Below are 19,485 nucleotides of genomic sequence, written 5' to 3' on the forward strand. Positions count from 1 at the left end.
ACACTATGCTTACTGTTATCAAGAAGAGCTAATCGGTCTAAATAGAGACACGGCAAATTGAGCTAAATTATAGAAGAAATATGGCCAGGAGACCGACCGAAATCCAAATGAGTCAATTTAAAGGTTTAAAAGGCACCTTAATTTGGAAAAGCAACAGTAATCATCAAAACCCGAGGACGCAATTGTTGAGTGGTATTGCAATGTGGCTTGCATACTTTTTGGTTTTGCAACCATGCCACGCTGGGGGGGATGAAAATTATTTCAGCAAGGCACTTTCTAAGCGCCATATCTCCAAAATCATCCCGGTCAGGGAAGAGCACCGAACGGTTGCTGCTGACGAATCTTTAGTAGCAGGCATTGTTGAGCAAGACCACAATGCTTTGGTGGCATTGTACAATGCTACCGACGGAGCCAATTGGACAAATAATACCGGGTGGCAGGAAGAGGGGGTTGATGCGAAGGATTGGTTTGGGGTTTATGTCAACGATAGCCGGGTTACAGCAGTTTTATTAGCTGGTAATAACTTATCTGGAGCTATCCCAAGTGCAATCGGTAACCTGAGCGAATTACAATCTTTATTTCTCGATAACAATGATTTATCCGGAAGCATCCCAACCGAAATTGGCAGCCTCAGTGCGTTACAAAACCTGCACCTCGCTAGTAATCAATTATCGGGTTCCCTTCCTAATGAGATTGGGAACCTAGTTGCTATAACTTCATTACTTCTTAACAACAATCAGTTCTCTGGGAACCTACCAATTGAAATCGGGAACCTTACGAATCTGCAAACTTTGTGGCTGCAATACAATCAGATGTCAGGCTCGATTCCGGGTGAAATAGGCAATTTGAGCATATTGTCCAATCTAAACCTCCAAAGTAATAGTTTGACTGGCGCTATTCCTCAAGAAATAGAAACCCTTGTTAATCTGGTGTCGCTGAACCTAAGTGGAAATCAACTTTCGGGCCTTATTCCAGAAGAAATATGGACCTTTAGTGGGTTGCAATACCTATATCTCTCTTACAATCAATTTTCGGGAACAATTCCACCTGAAATCGCAAACCTGGACTTATTGCAGGCGTTAGATATATCCGCCAACCAATTTTCAGGCACTATTCCAGCCGAACTAGCGAACCTAACAAACTTAAACAGGTTACTGCTTCACACCAACAAATTCACAGGTAGTCTTCCGTCTCAACTAGGGAACCTGGAAAGTCTGGGCGAATTATGGGTTGGCTCTAATCCACTTACTGGCCCTTTGCCTCAATCTCTCACTAATTTAGATAACCTGGCGACTGGGTATAACTCATTTAGATTTAACTCCACCTACTTATGCGAGCCTCAAAATCAGGAGTGGTTGGATTGGAAAACAGGAAGAAACATCATAGAAAATAACCTCGAGTGCACGCCGACCGACCTTTACGTCTTTAGGGTTGAGGAAGAGGATGCAATTATTGATCAAGCGAACTCTACTATTTCTCTCAACCTCCCCGGGATAGGTATCAGTGCGACCGCAGTGGAATTCGTGGTGGCGGCAGGGGCTTCGGTCAGCATAGGGGGAGTCCCACAGATTAGTGGTACCACCACCAATGACTTCACCCAGCCTCTTATCTACACCATCACTTCAGAAGATGGGCAGCAAAGCGTGGACTGGGTAGTGACCATTACCAACCAATCCATTGTGGCCGGTGTTTTTGAGCAGGACTATAATGCGCTGGTAGCTTTTTACAATGCCACCGATGGTGCCAATTGGACGAATAAAACTGGGTGGCTGGAGGAAGGGGTTGATGCAAAGGATTGGTTTGGGATCTATGTTACTGAAAGTAGGGTAACAAGCCTTTCACTGTCTAACAATAACTTAACTGGTGCAATTCCCGAAGAAATCAGCAACCTAAATGCTTTGGGGTACCTTAATCTATCTGGCAATCAATTGACTGGACCGATTCCCGAAGAAATATGGAGCCTAGGAGAATTACAAATACTAGATCTCTTTTACAATCAACTGTCTGGCGTCATCCCACCTGAAATCAAAAACTTAAGAATTCTTCGAACACTAAACTTATCTTCAAACCAGTTGTCTGGTGCTGTCCCAAAGGAGATTGGAGGACTCACTAGTCTCTATGCATTATATCTTTCTAGCAACCAATTGTCCGGTATAATTCCATCTGAAATCGGGAATCTCAGTGATTTAGAATACCTGAATTTATCTTTCAATCAATTCTCGGGGGGGCTGCCATCGGAAATTGGAAACCTGAGGGCATTGGAAACGTTGCAAATATCCTACTGTCAATTGTCCGGACCTATACCGCCAGAAATAGGAAATTTAAGTGCACTACAATCTCTAATGCTTATGGGCAATCAGTTGTCTGGCGTCATCCCTGCGGAAATCGGCAATATGAGTGATCTACATACCATGCTTATCGAAAATAATCATTTGGAAGGCCCTATTCCTGCTGAAATATGGGATCTAAATAATTTACAGGTCCTTAGCCTTTCCAATAACCAATTGACCGGCGCTATTCCGGTTGAAATCGGGAATCTCACCAGCATAACCGAATTGCAACTTGGCAACAATAGCTTTTCAGGGAGCTTGCCTATGGAATTAGGGGATCTGCAAAATTTGCGCATCTTAAATGTCTACAGCAATCCGCTTACCGGACTCCTCCCACAATCACTGACTAATTTGGTCGAATTGGGTGGAATCTTTGGTTCTATTAATTACAGCGGCACATACCTTTGCGAGCCTCAAGACCAGGAGTGGCTGGACTGGAAAGTTGGGAGAAACATCACCGGAAATAACCTTGTTTGCTCCCCCACCGACCTTTATGTCTTTCGTGTCGAAGGGATAGATGCCAATATTGACCTTGACAACTTGACCATCTCCCTCAACCTCCCTGGGGTGGATATCAGTGCGACCACAGTCGAATTCGTGGCGGCGGCAGGTGCTTCGGTTAGTATAGATGGAGTGCCTCAAGTAAGTGGCGCTACTGTTAATGACTTCATCCAGCCTCTCACCTACACCATTACCGCAGAAGATGGCCAACAAAGTGTGGACTGGACGGTGACTATTACCAGTCAATCTATTGTGGCGGGTGTTTTTGAGCAAGACTACAATGCGCTTGTTGCTTTCTATAATGCTACCAACGGCCCCAACTGGACAAACAATACGGGATGGCTCCAGGAGGGAGTGGATGTAAGAGACTGGTGGGGCATTACCGTGAATGAAAACAGGGTAACTTACATATATGCTGCCAATAACAACCTGACTGGGTTTATCCCTGAGGAAATCGGGAACCTCACCGGCATTCAGACCCTGGACTTCAGCAATAATCATTTGACCGGAACCATCCCGGTAGAGCTTTGGAACCTGACTGGCATTATCAATCTTTACATTAATGGTAATCAGCTATCAGGTGTTATCCCTACTGGAATAAGCAGCTTAAGCAAATTGCAGTCCCTCACGCTATCGGGCAATCAATTGACAGGTGAAATTTCAGTAGAAATAGGCGATTTGAGTTCTTTGATCAGTCTTAGCCTCGCCTTCAACAAGCTGTCTGGGACTATTCCAACCGAAATAGGTAACCTCACTTCTTTGCAGCTTCTCACAATTAGTGGCAATCAGTTAACAGGCCCCATTCCTTCGGACATTGGAAATCTAATAGATTTGCAAAATTTATGGCTTACCGGGAATCAATTGTCTGGTGCAATCCCGACAGAAATTGGTGAACTGACCAACTTGACCGAATTACTGCTTGATGGGAACAAATTTACTGGCAACATACCTGCCCAATTTGGAAACCTGCCGAACCTGCAAACGCTAAACCTCAGCAACAATGCCCTTTACGGCTCGATCCCTCTCTCTCTTACCAATCTGGACAATCTAGGAGTTGCTGAATATAACTCGTTTAGTTTTACTGGCACTTCGCTCTGCGAGCCTCAAGATCAGGAGTGGCTGGACTGGAAGGCCGGACGAAACATCACCGGGAACGGAATGACCTGCTCTCCAGTTGATCTTTACTCTTTCAGCATTGACGGGCTGGAAGCCACGATTTACGCTACCGATTTTACAATTACTCTCAACCTCCCGGGAGCGGACCTCAGTGCACTTGCAGCAGCTTTTCAAGTGGCAGACGGAGCTTCGGTCACTGTCAATGAAGCGACTCAAATCAGTGGCACCACTTCCAACGACTTCAGCGAATCACTAACATATACTATTACGTCCCAAAGTGGTGAGGAAAGTGTGGATTGGACTGTGACTGTTACCAACCAAGCTATCGTAGCTGGGATTTTTCAGCAGGATTACGATGCTTTGGTGGCTTTGTATAACGCAACAAATGGCCCCAATTGGACAAATAATACAGGGTGGTTTGAAGATGGAGTTGATGCTAAGTATTGGTACGGGATTTCCGCCGGTGACAATCGTGTTCGATCAATTTCACTTTATGGTAATAATCTATCTGGGGAGGTTCCCGCTGCTGTTGGGGACCTAACCGGTTTGAGTCAGTTAATGTTAAATAATAATCAACTTACCGGGAGTCTTCCATTGGAAATCGGCAGACTTACAAGTCTAAGGGTATTGTTGCTCCAGCGCAATCAACTTTCGGGTGCTATTCCAGCCGAAATTGGAAACCTTAGCAGATTATTTAGCTTATTACTCAATAACAATCAATTTTCGGGCCCTATTCCAACAGAAATCGGGGCTCTGATACATTTGCAGAGCTTATGGCTTCACTATAATCGCATTTCTGGATCTATACCCAAGGAAATCGGAAATCTAAATGAATTACAGGACCTGAATTTTGAGGTCAATGAGTTGTCAGGAGACATCCCAGTTGAAATAGGCAACTTAGGTGCTTTACAAATCCTAAATCTGTCGTTTAATTTTTTGTCCGGGTCCATTCCATCAGAAATTGGCAACCTTAGCAGCCTAACCCAACTTCTGCTTTACGTTAATCAGCTTACCGGAGGTCTTCCGGTGGAGTTATCGACACTGCCAAATTTAAATACTATAAGTATTTCCAATAACCCTCTTATAGGGACTATACCGCTGTCATTTGTCAACTTAGTGCAACTAGCAAACTTTAACTATAGTAGCACAGACTTGTGTGACCCTCAAGACCAGGCTTGGTTAGATTGGAAAGCAAGCAGAAATATTACAGGAAGTGGAGTTACATGCAATTCTACTGAGCTCTACTTCTTTCGTCTGGCAGGGGTAGATGCCAACATCAGCAAAACCAATTCCACCATCACTCTCAATCTTCCAGGTGTGGATATTGGCAGCCTTATTGCAGAGTTTGAAGTTTTTCCCGGAGCATCTGTTAGCATAGGCGGAATACCCCAAACAAGCAGTGTTACGATCAATGATTTCAATCAACCACTAACCTACATTATCACTTCAGAGGATGGGCAGCAAAGTGTGGACTGGTTGGTAACAATCAGCAACCAGTCTATCGTAGCAGGTATTTTTGAACAGGATTACAATGCGCTGGTAGCGTTGTACAATAGTACTGATGGTCCGAATTGGACAAACAATAGCGGGTGGCTGGAAGAAGGGGTTGACGTAAAGGATTGGTTCGGAGTAACTGCAGGTTTGGAAAGGGTGAGGGAAATAGCCTTACCGGACAACGGACTTTCTGGTGATATTCCTGCGCTAATTGGGAGCTTAACTGCTATGCATACTCTTGATCTTCAAAATAATAGTCTGACGGGCAACATTCCTACAGAAATCAGCGGCTTAGACAAGCTTCAAATCCTCTATCTTTCCAGAAATCAATTATCGGGCGATATCCCAACTGAAATCGGGGAACTAAACAACTTAGTTCACCTCCAACTTAGTTCAAATCAACTATCGGGCTCCATTCCTGTTGAAATTGGTAACCTAGCCTCATTAATAGGGCTTTGGCTTTACAGTAATCAATTATCCGGCGAAATTCCAAAGGAGATCGGAGACCTAAGCGATCTGCTGATCTTAAATCTTTCCTTCAATCAATTGTCGGGAGCTATCCCAGTAGAAATAGGACAGCTAAGCTCCTTAACGGCCTTGTGGGTCAACAGTAATCAATTGGCCGGGGAAATACCAAAAGAAATTGGCAGCCTGAGTGATTTACGATCTTTGTATCTCTCTTCCAATCAACTTTCCGGAAGCATTCCCCGGGAGATTGGAAACATAAGCGATTTGCAGGAGCTTTCTCTTTATTCTAATCAGCTATCGGGTAACATCCCAAAAGAAATTGGTAATCTAAGTTCCTTGCAGTCGCTGGATTTTGAAGGAAATCAATTATCAGGAACTATTCCGCCAGAAATCGGCAATCTTACTAATTTGACGACTTTGTGGCTAAATGACAATAGTCTCTTCGGCAGCTTCCCTTCTGAGTTTGGAAATCTAAGCAACCTGGGCTATCTGAATGTAGGTTTCAACTCAATTTCAGGGCCACTACCCATGTCTCTAACCAATTTAGATAACCTGGCAATTAACTCTAACTCTTTCAGTTATGAGGGCACCGATCTTTGTGAGCCCCAAACACTGCAGTGGCTTGACTGGAAAGAAGGAAGAAATATCTACGGAAATGGCATCCTGTGCAATACTGAAGGCTTGTTAACCTTCTCTTTGCAAAGGCAAAGTGAACTTGCACTCAATGAAACCTTAGGCACCATTGATATCCTTGTAGAGGAGGGAACTGAACTGTCGAGTCTTGTCGCCAATTTTACCCTTGGGGAAGGAGCCACTGCCTATGTGAACAACACTGTTCAAGTAAGTGGGAGTACAACCAATAACTTCAGTCTCCCGGTTAACTATCATGTAGTGGCCGAGGATGGCGTTACAACAAAGGATTGGGTAGTGAGTGTGTCGGTACTCCAATCCATTACTTTCAACCCACTCCCTTCGAAAACATTGGGGGAGGAGGCTTTCACCCTTACCGCAACGGCCTCATCAGGCCTTGCCGTAGCCTACACAAGTTCTAACCAGGCAGTGGCGACCATCAGCGGCAATACTGTTACCATAACCGGGATAGGAGAAACTACCATCACGGCCAGCCAACCTGGGAATATCAATTACGAGGCCGCAACGCCAGTTCAGCAAACCCTAGTCATCAACCAAGCCACTCAAACCATCACTTTCAACCCACTCCCCGAAAAAACCTATGGTGATGCTCCCTTTGAATTATCCGCCACGACAAGCTCTGGGCTCGATGTAACCTTTTCCTCAAGTGATGCAGCTGTAGCTTCTGTTGAGGGCACCACAGTCACCATCTTAAAAGCGGGTGCTGTCACCATAACTGCCTCGCAGGCTGGCAACGATAACTATTCCAGCGCCACTGCCACACAAACGTTGACCATCAACAAAGCAGCCCAAGCCATTGCGTTTGCAACGCTCCCGGCAAAGACATTTGGTGATGCTTCTTTCGAGCTTTCGGCTTCAACTACTTCAGGCCTTACGGTAGCCTACGCCTCAAATGACGCCACTGTGGCTAAAGTGGAGGGAACAACCGTTGCCCTGCTCAAACCAGGTTCAGCCACCATCACCGCTTCCCAATCAGGAAATGAAAACTACCTGGCCGCCGCTTCTGCGGAGCAGTCGCTTGTGGTGAACAAGGCTGGCCAAACCATTACTTTCGAACCACTGGCCGCCAAAACGTTTGGCGACCCTGTTTTCGAGTTTTCAGCTACTTCCTCTATTGGTTTGCCCGTTGTTTTCTCATCGTCCGACCCTGCTGTGGTTAGCGTTGAAGGCAATTCTGCATCGATAGTAAAAGCCGGGGCAGTAACCATCACAGCCTCTCAAGCCGGGAATGATAATTATAACGCCGCTTCTGCTGAGCAAACATTAACTATTGCCAAAGCGTCACAAACCATCACTTTTGATGAGCTGCCAACATTGAGATCAGACGATGACCCAATTGAGTTGGTGGCCGAGGCTTCTTCGGGCTTGCCTGTAGCCTTTCAATCTGAAGATGAGACAATTGCCGCTATTGATGGGGCAACTTTGACCATAACTGGAAGTGGTACAACCTCCATAACCGCCACCCAGGGAGGCGATGAAAACTACCTGGCGGCGGCGGAGATCACCAGAGCCCTGGTGGTGGAAGAGGTGACGGGGTTGAAGAATGGCCTGGCTGGGCTACTTGAGGTGTTCCCAAACCCGGTGCAAGAGTTGCTTTTTATCAAACACAACGCTGATTTGAAGGGTGAATTTGCTCTCACCTCGATTAGTGGAGAAGTAATTTCCAACGGTTACTTAGACAAGGCTGGGTCAACAGCAATTCGCACCAGCAATTTAAAAGACGGCATTTACCTACTAACTATTTCAAACGATGGCACTAAAATCACCTATAGAATTATTAAAGGGAATTAAGCTTTTTATTTTAATAGCTGCTTTTTTCGGGATACTCATGGTATTCGGCCAAAGGGTATTAGGGCAGCCTCTGCCTGTGCAGCTTATGTTGGAGAATCACCCTACCGGTGATACGTTTTATTGGCAGGGAAACTTCACTGAACTAAATGATAAGTCCTATTTTATTCAATCAGGATACTTTGGGAGTAGACTACTTGAAACGGATGGCACATCCGAAGGTACCGTTGTGCTGAGTGCCAGCCAAACACATGCCGCAATTACAGGCAACGTATACGACATTGTAGTGTTTCAAGACAAGCTTTTAGTTTTTAATATTAACTTCTTCGTGGAGGGAGATTATGCGGTCGGTCTTGAGCCAGGTTTTTTCGATCCAGCTGACGGGTCCATCCAACTACTTAAAGATATCAACGAAACCAATTACGGCAGTTCCGCAGCCTTGAAACCCAAGCAGTTTGGCGATAAGCTACTTTTTCTTGCCAATGACGGTGTTCATGGCCAGGAACTGTGGATTACAGACGGTACATCAGACGGTACAATATTATTGAAAGATATTGTCGACGGGTCTGACGGGTTGACGAATGTAGAGTATGTTGAATTTGGAGAAAAGTTGCTGCTATTTATCAATGGCAACCAAATCTGGGAAACTGATGGCACCTCCAACAATACTATTTTGATAAGTGACCTAAGCTCAGAAGCTGGTTTCATTGCTTTTGACGACGAACGTGATTTGGTTGTGCTTGACGGCAAACTATACTTTTTGTTCTACTCTACCAGCAATTTCCGATACCATCTCTGGGAAACAGACGGAACCGATGAGGGAACATTACCTTCTATTTCCGAAAACTTTAATAACATCCGAGCCAGAAATATTGCGGGTGAACTCATCCTATTTGGCTATCTCAATTACCCTGAGGTTTATAAGTTGAATACGTCAACTAACACATTGGAATTGATTGCCACAGTCGGTCCGATAGGAAAAGCGATTTACAGAGTGTCTCGCCCGTACTCAGGAAATGTTTTTTTTAATACAGATGGAAAGCTCTGGAAAACAGATGGAATCGATGTCACGTTGGTCAAGGAAATTCCAGGTCTACAAAATGGGTTCAATATGGTCGATGAAATTGACGGAAACTTGCTTTTTTTTGGAGAGAGTACCGCAGCTGGGTACGAACTATGGAAGACAGATGGATCGGATGCAGGGACAGATATTGTCAAAGATATCGATCCAAGTCCCATCTTATCAAGCAGGCAGTTTGTTGGCGTTGATGCGACTCATTTATATTTTGTAGCAACCGATGGGCTACACGGCCAGGAGCTATGGGTAAGTGACGGAACTACAGAAGGTACAACGATGCTGGGAGACTTTAATGAAAGGCTAAAAGATCTTGAGCTCGGATCAATCGCCAAAACAGACAACCAGTTTGTTCTTCTAGAAGACAACAAATATCAAGCTTCACCGAACATATTTAGGAAAAATGGCAACGATCGACTTGAACCTTTGAGCAATCCCAGTGGAAATCCAACATTTTCCCATTTCGACCATTTGGTTACCTACAATAACGAAGCATTTACATTGACCTCAGAATGGAATAATGGCAGTGTTGAGTTCACCGGGTTAGTAAAAATAGCCAATGATGAGATTGTGCTTATTAAGGAGGTCTATTCGGGGAGTAACCTGCAGGTAATTGGCGACAAAATTCTATTTACGTCCGACCCTCAGGGCACCAACAGCCGTGAAATGTGGGTATCAGACGGAACAACTGGCGGAACTTATGAGGTAACCGACATTGCTCCGGGAATGACTGATGCTTTCGACTACGGTGAAGTCGGAGGAAACGAAGGATTTGTGGCCTTCGAATTTGGCGCAAAGATCTTTTTCGCTGCGAATGATCAAACAACTGGGTTTGAACTCTGGTCAAGTGATCTTACCACTGAAGGTGCCGAACTAGTGAAGGATATCAACCCAGGTTCCGAAGGCTCCCTTCCACGTAGTTTTAATATTTTTGCTTCCAAATTTGTCTTCCTGGCAAAAAATTCAGGCAGCAAACACGCTTTATGGTACTCCGATGGAACACCATCTGGCACGCAACAATTAGCCGAATTTGATACTGGCGTGAAATTAGTTCAGTATCACAATATTGGCGAAATACTTTTCATAGCGGTCACCTTTGAAAACAACATTTGTACGCTGTATAAAACCACAGCTGACCTGAATCTCCTGGAAGAAGTAGCCCAGTCAGGCACCTATTATAATAATGGTATAAGCCCATTTGTCGGCTTCGGAAACAAGGTGCTCTTTGTCAGCAGTGATGGCCTTGCAAATTATTACGATGTGTTCGATGCACACGGAAACTCAGAACGAATAGAAACAGGCTACTATAGTTTGAACGATTCTTTTGTAATCGATGACCTGGCTTACTTAGTACTTGGGGGGGCTTATTTGTATCGAACTGATGGCACGACCGGTTCGTTTGATCTTATTTATGTCTTTCCTGATGACGAAAGAAATATTGCGGGCGTTAGCGACTTAATTGTCATCGGTACGAAGCTCTATTTTAATGGGGTTAAAGACGGCACGACCACCCCCTGGGAACTTCCAATCTTATTTGCGTCAGCAGCGATTGAATATGCTGGCACTAACCAAACCGCCAGTTTTGAAGTAGCCTTTGGAAATGAGTCTTTTGCAATGTCAACTGAAAGGGAAGTCGTGACGATAAACAATAACGGTTACATCCCACTCAAATTTACTGGCTCGGTTACCTTTGACCTTGCCGGACCTAATCATGAAGATTTTGAACTGGATTTATCAGGCATTTCCAATAAAATCAATCCAAACAAGTCTGGGGAGATAGGAATAACATTTACCCCGAAAGGCATCGGCCCACGTTCAGCAACATTGCTCATTTTGACCAATGACGAGGAGAATCCATTGATTGAAATTTCATTGACTGGCACTGGCACAAAAGCTGATCCAACAATTTCCTTCGCCGAGCTGCCGACAAAATCCATCCTGGATGAGCCCTTCGATCTCACTGCTTTGGTAGACACAGACCAGGAAATCTCGTTTTCTTCTTCAAACCCCGAAATAGCCAGCATCGAAGGAAAGACGGTAACAATACACAAAGCAGGATCCGTTACGATCAATGCCTCAGTACTGGAAAATGACCTCTACTTGGCCGCCTCAAAGCAACAGTCGCTAACGATCAATGGAGTTGAACAAACCATCACCTTCGATGCCCTCCCCGAAAAAACCTATGGTGATGCTCCCTTTGAATTACATGCCACAGCAAGCTCTGCGCTCGATGTAACCTTTTCCTCAAGTGATGCATCTGTAGCTTCTGTTGAGGGGGTCACAGTCTCCATCTTAAAAGCGGGTGCTGTCACCATCACCGCCTCGCAGGCTGGCAACGATAACTATTCCAGCGCCACTGCCACACAAAGTTTGACCATTAACAAAGCAGCCCAAACCATTACGTTTGCAACGCTCCCGGCAAAGACATTTGGTGACGAACCTTTTGTGCTTTCCGCTTCAAGTACTTCAGGCCTTTCGGTGGCCTACGCCTCAAATGACGCCACTGTGGCTAAAGTGGATGGAACAACCGTTACCCTACTCAAACCAGGTTCAGCCACCATCACCGCTTCCCAATCAGGATATGAAAACTACCTGGCTGCCGCTTCCGTGGAACAGTCGCTTGCGGTCAACAAGGCCGGTCAAACCATTACTTTTGAACCACTGGCCGCCAAAACGTTTGGCGACCCTGCTTTCGAACTTTCAGCTTCTTCCTCTATTGGTTTGCCGGTTGCTTTCTCATCGTCAGACCCTGCTGTGGTTAGCGTTGAAGGGAATTCGGCGTCGATAGTAAAAGCCGGAGCAGTAACCATCACAGCGTCTCAAGCCGGGAATGACAACTATAACGCCGCTTCTGCTGACCAAACATTAACTATTGCCAAAGCGTCACAAACCATCACTTTTGATGAGCTACCAACATTGCAATCCGACGATGCACCTATTGAGCTGGTAGCCGAGGCTTCATCAGGCTTGCCTGTCACCTTCCAATCTGAAGATGTGACAATTGCCACTATTGAAGGGCCAACTTTGACCATCACCGGAAGTGGTACAACTTCCATAACAGCCACCCAGGAAGGCGATGAAAACTACCTGGCAGCAGGGGAGGTTGTGAGGACGTTGGTGGTGGAAGAGGTGACGGGGTTGAAGAATGGACTGGCGGCGCTAATCAAAGTGTATCCCAACCCAACGGAAAGCTTTATTGCGATAGAGCTGCCTGAAAGTATTGCTCAGGTGTCCTATGTACTGACGATTACGACAGGTCAGCAAGTCAAAGAGGGGCGCTTGATAAGTCAGAACGGGAAAGTTGAAGTTCCGCTTGATAGTATGTCAGCCGGAACCTACCTGCTCACTCTTACACATGGCGAATTATCCAGCACCTGGCGCATCCTTAAAAACTAGGTGCTACACAGCCCGGCATACCGGCCTGGAAAAGAGTGTTTTATTGCTCTCAGCCCATCGTTTCAAAATCATAGCTATGATCAACTTCATTTATAGCTATAATTCACCCCAAACATGGCTATGTTTAGGAAGAAAGTTAACTATGTTTAGGGCGAAAGATAGCTATCTTTTCTGGCGGAGCTACTTTCGACCTATTTTCCCCATAATAAAAGCCGCCAGTGCCGCTGTGACAAAACCCAGCCCAACCATTACTGGCCAGCCAAGACCTTTGCTTTCTTCCTCGGTCACTGTGAGCAATTGGTTGGCCGCTTGGTTGACCAACACCTGCCTCTTACCCCCCAGCCAGGTAACGATGACCGAGTCAGCCACTGTCGAGGCTCCCAATCCGAAGTGGGCTTGCAGCGAGTTTTGTGACAAATGGCTGGAACCTCCATCTATTTCCCGCATCATCTTTACACCGCCTGCTACTACCTCCACTCTGGAGCCCAGCCCATTTAATTCGGAGTCTGTTCCTTTCAAAGCAACCTTGAGCCAGTTGCCTCCCTTGCTATCGTTTCGAAACAGCCTTGTGCGGGACTCCACCGGGAAATCAAGCACTGGCTTTTGGCTTACATATAAAATATCGAGGTCGCCATCGTTGTCCATGTCGAACACCACCGACCCCCTGCCCACGCCGTAATCGTTGAGGCCGAGTAAATGGGCCTTGTCGGTGAACGCCCCTTTGTCATTCTCAAAAAAGAAGTTGGCCATGGGCACGTCGTTGGGATTGAGATCGCCGTTGGTCACGAACAAATCAACATCCATGTCATGATCAAAATCGGCAAAGTTGGCCCCCCAGCTGATGCTCACAAAGCCCATCCCCAAGTCCCGGGCTTTATCTATAAATGGCTTGCCAGCCCCTTGATTCACCATGAATCTGTTGAAGCGAATATTGGTGACATAGTAGTCGAGGAGCCCGTTGTTGTCGTAGTCTCCCACGGCGATGCCCATCGAATTAATCTGAAGATCCATGCCAGCCTCTTTTGCCACATCAACAAACCTGTCGTCGGGGTAGCGGTTATTCAACAGCACATTGGGGGTGGCTTTGTACCCAAAGTCGTGGCTGACAAATATATCCGGATCATGATCGTTGTCGTAGTCGGTAAACACTCCACCAAAACCGAAACCACGGAATTTCAATCCATAATCCTCATATTCATTGGTGAAGTATTCGCCTTGATGGTTGACCATCAGATACCCCTCGGCTGTTGAGCTGGCATTAACGATGGTGGCATCGTTGATGGCACTCAATTTTCCCTCATAGGCCAGAAAGTAGTTGCCGATATAAATGTCAGGATAACCATCGAGATTGAAGTCTCCAAAGCTGGCCCCGGTGCTAAATGACTGCAGGTTCTTTAGCCCGTATTCCTCAGTGGCATCCCGAAAAGTTGAATTGCCATTGTTAATAAACAAAAGGTTCTCCGCCCGGGGAATTTGTTGAGAGCTGTCTTTTAAAGTAATGGTCGTAACGAGCAAATCCGTCCAGCCGTCTCTGTTGACGTCGGCGCTTGCGGCTCCCTGGGTCACGTAAGCACCCGTAACAACCAGGCCGGATGAGGCATAAATATCTTTGAAAGTGCCGTCTCCGTTGTTCAGGTAAAGGCGATCAGTCTCCATTCCGCTGGTGAGAAAAAAATCGTCCCATCCGTCATTATTGAAATCAAACACACAAATACCTCCGCCAAACATCCCCTCATAAACCACAAACTGGTGATAGCCAATGCCGGCCTCTTCGGTTACATCCTTGAAGCTCAACTGAGCTTGAGCTGTGCAAGTTGCAAGGGCAAGGCAAACCAACCAGATGACCTTCAGTTTATTCATAATAGTGCGCACGAGCTAACTTATTCGTTTTTCCAAATTAATGTATTCACGTTCTCCGCAATTCTGGCTCCCTCAGTGAGCCCTATTTCATTGTCGTAGTGAGAATGGATACCGCCATAAAACCGGGAGTTGGCAGTTTCCTCAGCTATCTGCCAAAAGGAGTCGTATTGCCTTGGCTTAAAGTCTACGTCTCTGAGCTCATCTCTTTTGCGCCCCACATGAGAACTATCGGTAAACGAAAATCGCTCACCGAACTGATAAATAAGGATAGTGGCAGCGGTTCCGGCATTGGTGGCGTGCCCTGAAGGAAATGCGGGAAAGGGCGGGTCGGGCCAAAATGACACCCAGCCGGGCTCCACATGGTGGTTGATAAAACTTGACGGCCGCTCCGATACATGCTCGTATTTCCACTTCCAGCATTCTATGAATGCATCGGCCACGGCGATACCCATTTTGGCATAGGTCTCGGCGCATTTGATCAACTCCGGGTTCTTTGCTTTTAAAACCGCAGTAGCTATGTAATAAGAGTGGCCCGGCGGTGTAAAAGTCTCCGACGGGTCGTCTCCCCACCAAAGCGCTGCTTCCTTTTCCTCCTGCGTTAGCTCTTTGTCCTTTTCGTACACCTCCATGAACTGCGTGTAATAGGGGGAGCCTGGTGTTGTATCGTGTGGGATCAACTCCGGCGTAGGAATACGGCTGTTTTTCTCTAAAAAAGTTCGGTTGTCTCCCCAATGGGGGTGCAACGGATAGTGGCTGATAGATTGCGCATACAGCGGCGGCTCCCAACGCCCTTCGCCAGTAGGGAGCTTCAGGTTTTTATCGAAGTTTTTCAGATAGCCCCTGTGACCACCGTCGGTCTTTGACCATTCAAAAATGGCTTCAGCTATTTCCCTGCCATAGGCCACAGACCGCTCCGCAACTTCAGCATCAATATCCTTAGAAATCTGATCAAAAAACAAGGCCTCCAGTGAATCTACCTTCAACTTGTTCTCATCAGAAGTTTGGTTGTAAATGCGCTTGATGATCAAAGCCTGACCTGCGTTGAGTGCCGCAAGCCAGTCATAGTCGGCCCCAGTCTCAGGCAGAGGCAAGGCTTCCAGTTCATTTAGTTGCCCGGCCATGCTATGGTACGAAGGGTAGCCGTGCACAATAGACTCGTACATCGTCAAACCTATATACCCAAAGCACCGTGAGGCATAAGTCGGCGAATTGGCTGGGGTGTTTTTGGTGATATAAATTGAGAGCTCAGCCCATCCGGTTGCCATTTCCTGCGGCGTAAAAATTTTCTCCTTGCGAGCGGAACAGCCGCAAACAAGGCCAATGGCCACTATTGAACAAAGGCGGAAGAAATGGTTATTGAAGCGTTCCATAAGTCTTCAATGGTTTTTAGTCATTAAAAATATAAGCTTTCATTTTTCCCTGGCAAACCCCAAACAACAGGAACTTGTCAACTTGCACTACGCTGCGCACATCGCCCTTCAGATTAAAACCAGAACCCGGCTGACTCACATAGGCAAATTCCCCATTGCCCTTGCCTTTGAACAGCGCACCGTAATTAGCGTCAAATTTCCCCACTCGCAGCTTGCTGTAGCTGTTGTTGCCACAAAGTAAAATATCGTCCTTGCCATCGGCGTCATAGTCCAGAACCGTGATAGAATGAACGGGTGAGTATTGCGCCTCCACCGGCAGCGGCTTCTCAGTAAACTTGCCATTGACCTGCCCCAGAAAGACTGACGTCTTCATAAAATTGGCTTGCATGTGTCCGGCGTTTTCAAGCTCTTCCGGCGAGAAAATGTCGGCCAGAGTAACCCCGGCATAGCTTTTATAACTATTGAATTTTCGCCGAAATGAGCTGAGCTGATCGAGCAACTCATCTCTGGTGGCACTTGGATAACTTTTGCCTTGCACGAAGTAGCAAAAGATGGGGTCGACTGATCCGTTATTGTCGAAGTCGTCGAAGTAAATTTCTGCCGGCGTGGCTTCGGAGACGCCAAACTGTGTATTTATTCCGAGGTTGCCCACCAGCAAATCGGCAACCTCGTCCCCGTTGACGTCTGCAACAGTGAGGGTATTCCACCACCCCTCGTAAGATCTGTCGAAGTACTTTTCGGTAGCGGGTAAAAAGCCCTTGTCAGTATTTTCGAATACTGTGATTGGCATCCATTCACCCACGACGATCAGGTCCTGCCTGCCGTCCTTGTTGACGTCGACCCAGGCGGCATCGGTGACCATACCCAATCTTTTCACGCCCGGTGCCAGCAACGTTGCCTGATCCGAAAATTTACCTGATCCGTTATTGATCAGCAGGTAGCTTTGTGGAGCCTCCGGATACCTTCCCGGCACCACACGCCCCCCGACGAAAATGTCATTGGAGCCGTCTCCGTTCACGTCAGCCACTGCCACTGTCGCATTGCTGCCGCCTACCTGGGGCAGGGCATCTTTGTCTTTTCTGAAATTACCCTTTCCATCGTTGATATATAGCCGATCCAGGAGCGCTACATTATTTGATGTGAAGGTGTGATAGCCTCCACTGGCCACATAAATATCCATGTGGCCGTCGTTGTTGGCATCGAACATAGCGGCATCCGCATCCATACTGGCACTGTCAAGGTCAAAAGTTGCCATTGCCTTTTTGCGAAAAGTGCCCCCTGCGCCTTGCAACCACAATTCCCCTGGTTGACCCACCCCTCCTCCTACATATACGTCTTGAAGACCATCTCTATTTACATCGCCCTTGGCCATGGCGGGCCCGCCAAACGAGAGTTGGTTGATCAGGAGGGTTTGCCTTTTAAAATCGTTGGCATAAAGGGGCTTGTCCTGGTGATTGATCGGAGAGGGAGTCTCCACAAAAAGTGGTTTTATGGCTTTGGCTGGCATCGAAACCTCCGATGCGTCGGCCTCCGACAAAGCCAACACCTGATCGCCTGTTACATTTGTAAGAATCTGTGTCTTTCCTCTGGGCCATGTTACAATCAGCGTGTCCACATTTGCAGCTTCCCCCAGGCCAAAATGAAGAACGGGCGTCACAGACGACAGATAGCCTCTGGCAGTTATTTGCTCCACCGACTGCTTTTTGCCCTTGATGGAAATGGTCACTTTTGCGCCTAACCCCTGGGTGTTGGGCGTCTCGCCCAGGAGCTTGATGTCGAGGTAATGGTTGTCCGGGTCTTTGTCAGCTTCATTTCGATAAATAAATGCAGGCTGGTTGATATTGTTAACGATGATGTCGAGGTCGCCGTCGTTGTCAAGATCGGCATAGGCAGCACCGTTGCTGTTGGACGGCCGACTTAATCCCCATGCTTGGGTTTGGTTGGTGAAATTCAGCCCATCGACATTTGAGAAAATATAGTTGACCACATTGGAGGCCGGCATGTGACTGATGATTTCCAGCACGTCCTCCCGCTGCAGCCTGCCCTTGCTCTTCACAAAATCGTCCATGTATTTGATGAAATCCAGGTTGGTATAGTCCCTGAAATACCCGTTGGTCACATGAAGATCTTTCCAGCCGTTGTTGTCAAAATCGGCCAGGAGGGCTGCCCAGCTCCAGTCGGTATTAGAAATACCCGCAATTTGTCCCACCTCACTGAAAGTGGGGTTCCCGGTGAGGTCATTTCCATTGTTCATTTGCAGCATGTTGCGCATGTACTGATAGTGGAAACCCGACCTGATGTTCAATTCAAACTTGGAGTAGTTATCAGGGGCGAGTAATAGCTTTTGCCTGAAATTATCCTCAGGCAGCATGTCGAGCGTCACTATATCATTCCAGCCGTCGTTATTAATATCGGCCACATCGTTGCCCATTGAAAATTGACTATTGTGGCCCACACTTTCCTTCAACTTGTCAGTAAACGTCCCGTTTCCATTGTTTATGTAAAGGAAGTCGGGAACTGCATAGTCGTTGGAAATATAGATGTCCGGCCAACCATCGTTGTTGATGTCAGAAATGCCAACACCCAGCCCGTAGGTGAGTGCAGAGCTGCTGATGCCAGCCTTCATAGTGACATCATCAAAATGCCCGTTGGTTTGCCTGAAAAGCCTTACTCCCCTTAGCTCATCATCTACCTTTAAGATTTCCGCCGTCTTCACTTCATTGAGGACGGGCATAGAATTCGGGTTGTGGTTGAGCAACAATGCATCGAGGTCGCCGTCCCTGTCGTAGTCAAAAAAGTAAATTTGGTTGCTGTAGCCAGCACTAGCCAGTCCCAGTTCTCTCGCCTGGTCCTCGAAAACAGGCATTCCATTGGCATCATTGCCCATATTGATGAACAATTGGTTTTGCCGGCTTTCTTCTTTCATTTGGCCTGAGTAAGAAACATGAATATCCAGCTTACCATCGCCATTCACATCAGCCATGGCTACGCCAGTCTTCCAGGGCCCGGACCTTCCGCCAACGCCCGCCTCACTAGTAATGTCTTTAAAACGCATACCTCCCTCATTCAGGTAGAGCTTGCTTTCTCCCATATTGGACGTGAAGTAGAGGTCGATCAGTTCGTCACCATTGATATCGCCCGCCGCCACGCCACCTCCATTGTAGAAGTATTCGTACATGAGGATGTTGGTATTCAATCCTTCCTCAAGCTGGATAATAAAATCTACGCCCGTCTCCTGCTGGGGAAGCAGCCTGAAAAGAGGCGGAGTATCCGGAACAACAGGTTCGGTTCGTTCCTCTTTGGTTTCGTTTTTGCATCCGCAAAAAATCACTATAAAAATGGCCAGAAGAATTCGTGCAGGGTTGTTTAGCATTTGGATCGGTCTTAAACAAAAATATAAAAACCTACACCGAAATACTCCGGCATAGGTTTTTAA

General features: G+C 46.7%; 5 protein-coding genes. 2 read left to right on the top strand and 3 right to left on the bottom strand.

What is annotated here, in order from left to right; genetic code table 11:
* The first annotated feature begins 200 nt into the window (after positions 1 to 200).
* Both ACMVP2_RS10040 and ACMVP2_RS10045 read left to right on the top strand, forming a co-directional pair.
* On the top strand, positions 201 to 8,351 hold the full coding sequence (locus ACMVP2_RS10040) for a T9SS type A sorting domain-containing protein (RefSeq protein WP_416867599.1): 8,151 nt from the start codon (positions 201 to 203) through the stop codon (positions 8,349 to 8,351).
* Positions 8,311 to 12,819 carry a T9SS type A sorting domain-containing protein gene (locus ACMVP2_RS10045; protein WP_416867600.1) on the top strand — a complete coding sequence of 1,503 codons (4,509 nt, stop codon included), beginning with the start codon at positions 8,311 to 8,313 and terminating at the stop codon, positions 12,817 to 12,819. The genes ACMVP2_RS10040 and ACMVP2_RS10045 overlap by 41 nt, the downstream gene beginning before the upstream one ends.
* 180 nt (positions 12,820 to 12,999) lie before the next feature.
* Here the strand turns inward: ACMVP2_RS10045 and ACMVP2_RS10050 are convergent, their stop codons facing one another.
* The 3 genes from ACMVP2_RS10050 to ACMVP2_RS10060 are packed head-to-tail and all read right to left on the bottom strand — an operon-like array spanning position 13,000 to position 19,422.
* Positions 13,000 to 14,679, bottom strand: a complete 1,680-nt coding sequence (locus ACMVP2_RS10050) for a CRTAC1 family protein (RefSeq protein WP_416867601.1) — start codon at positions 14,677 to 14,679, stop codon at positions 13,000 to 13,002.
* A 20-nt stretch (positions 14,680 to 14,699) separates the two neighbouring features.
* Complete coding sequence (locus ACMVP2_RS10055) at positions 14,700 to 16,049, bottom strand: vanadium-dependent haloperoxidase (protein ID WP_416867602.1); 1,350 nt, start codon at positions 16,047 to 16,049, stop codon at positions 14,700 to 14,702.
* Positions 16,050 to 16,065: 16 nt separating this feature from the next.
* Positions 16,066 to 19,422 carry a VCBS repeat-containing protein gene (locus ACMVP2_RS10060; RefSeq protein WP_416867603.1) on the bottom strand — a complete coding sequence of 1,119 codons (3,357 nt, stop codon included), beginning with the start codon at positions 19,420 to 19,422 and terminating at the stop codon, positions 16,066 to 16,068.
* Positions 19,423 to 19,485 lie beyond the last annotated feature (63 nt).

The organism is Imperialibacter sp. (genome assembly GCF_048007035.1).
In the GTDB taxonomy this organism is placed as follows: domain Bacteria; phylum Bacteroidota; class Bacteroidia; order Cytophagales; family Cyclobacteriaceae; genus Imperialibacter.

Bases quoted from the DNA above. Each gene is read 5' to 3' on its own strand.
- ACMVP2_RS10055 (WP_416867602.1), bottom strand. From the start codon at position 16,049: ATGGAACGCTTCAATAACCATTTCTTCCGCCTTTGTTCAATAGTGGCC.
- ACMVP2_RS10045 (WP_416867600.1), top strand. From the start codon at position 8,311: ATGGCACTAAAATCACCTATAGAATTATTAAAGGGAATTAAGCTTTTT.
- ACMVP2_RS10060 (WP_416867603.1), bottom strand. From the start codon at position 19,422: ATGCTAAACAACCCTGCACGAATTCTTCTGGCCATTTTTATAGTGATT.
- ACMVP2_RS10050 (WP_416867601.1), bottom strand. From the start codon at position 14,679: ATGAATAAACTGAAGGTCATCTGGTTGGTTTGCCTTGCCCTTGCAACT.
- ACMVP2_RS10040 (WP_416867599.1), top strand. From the start codon at position 201: ATGTGGCTTGCATACTTTTTGGTTTTGCAACCATGCCACGCTGGGGGG.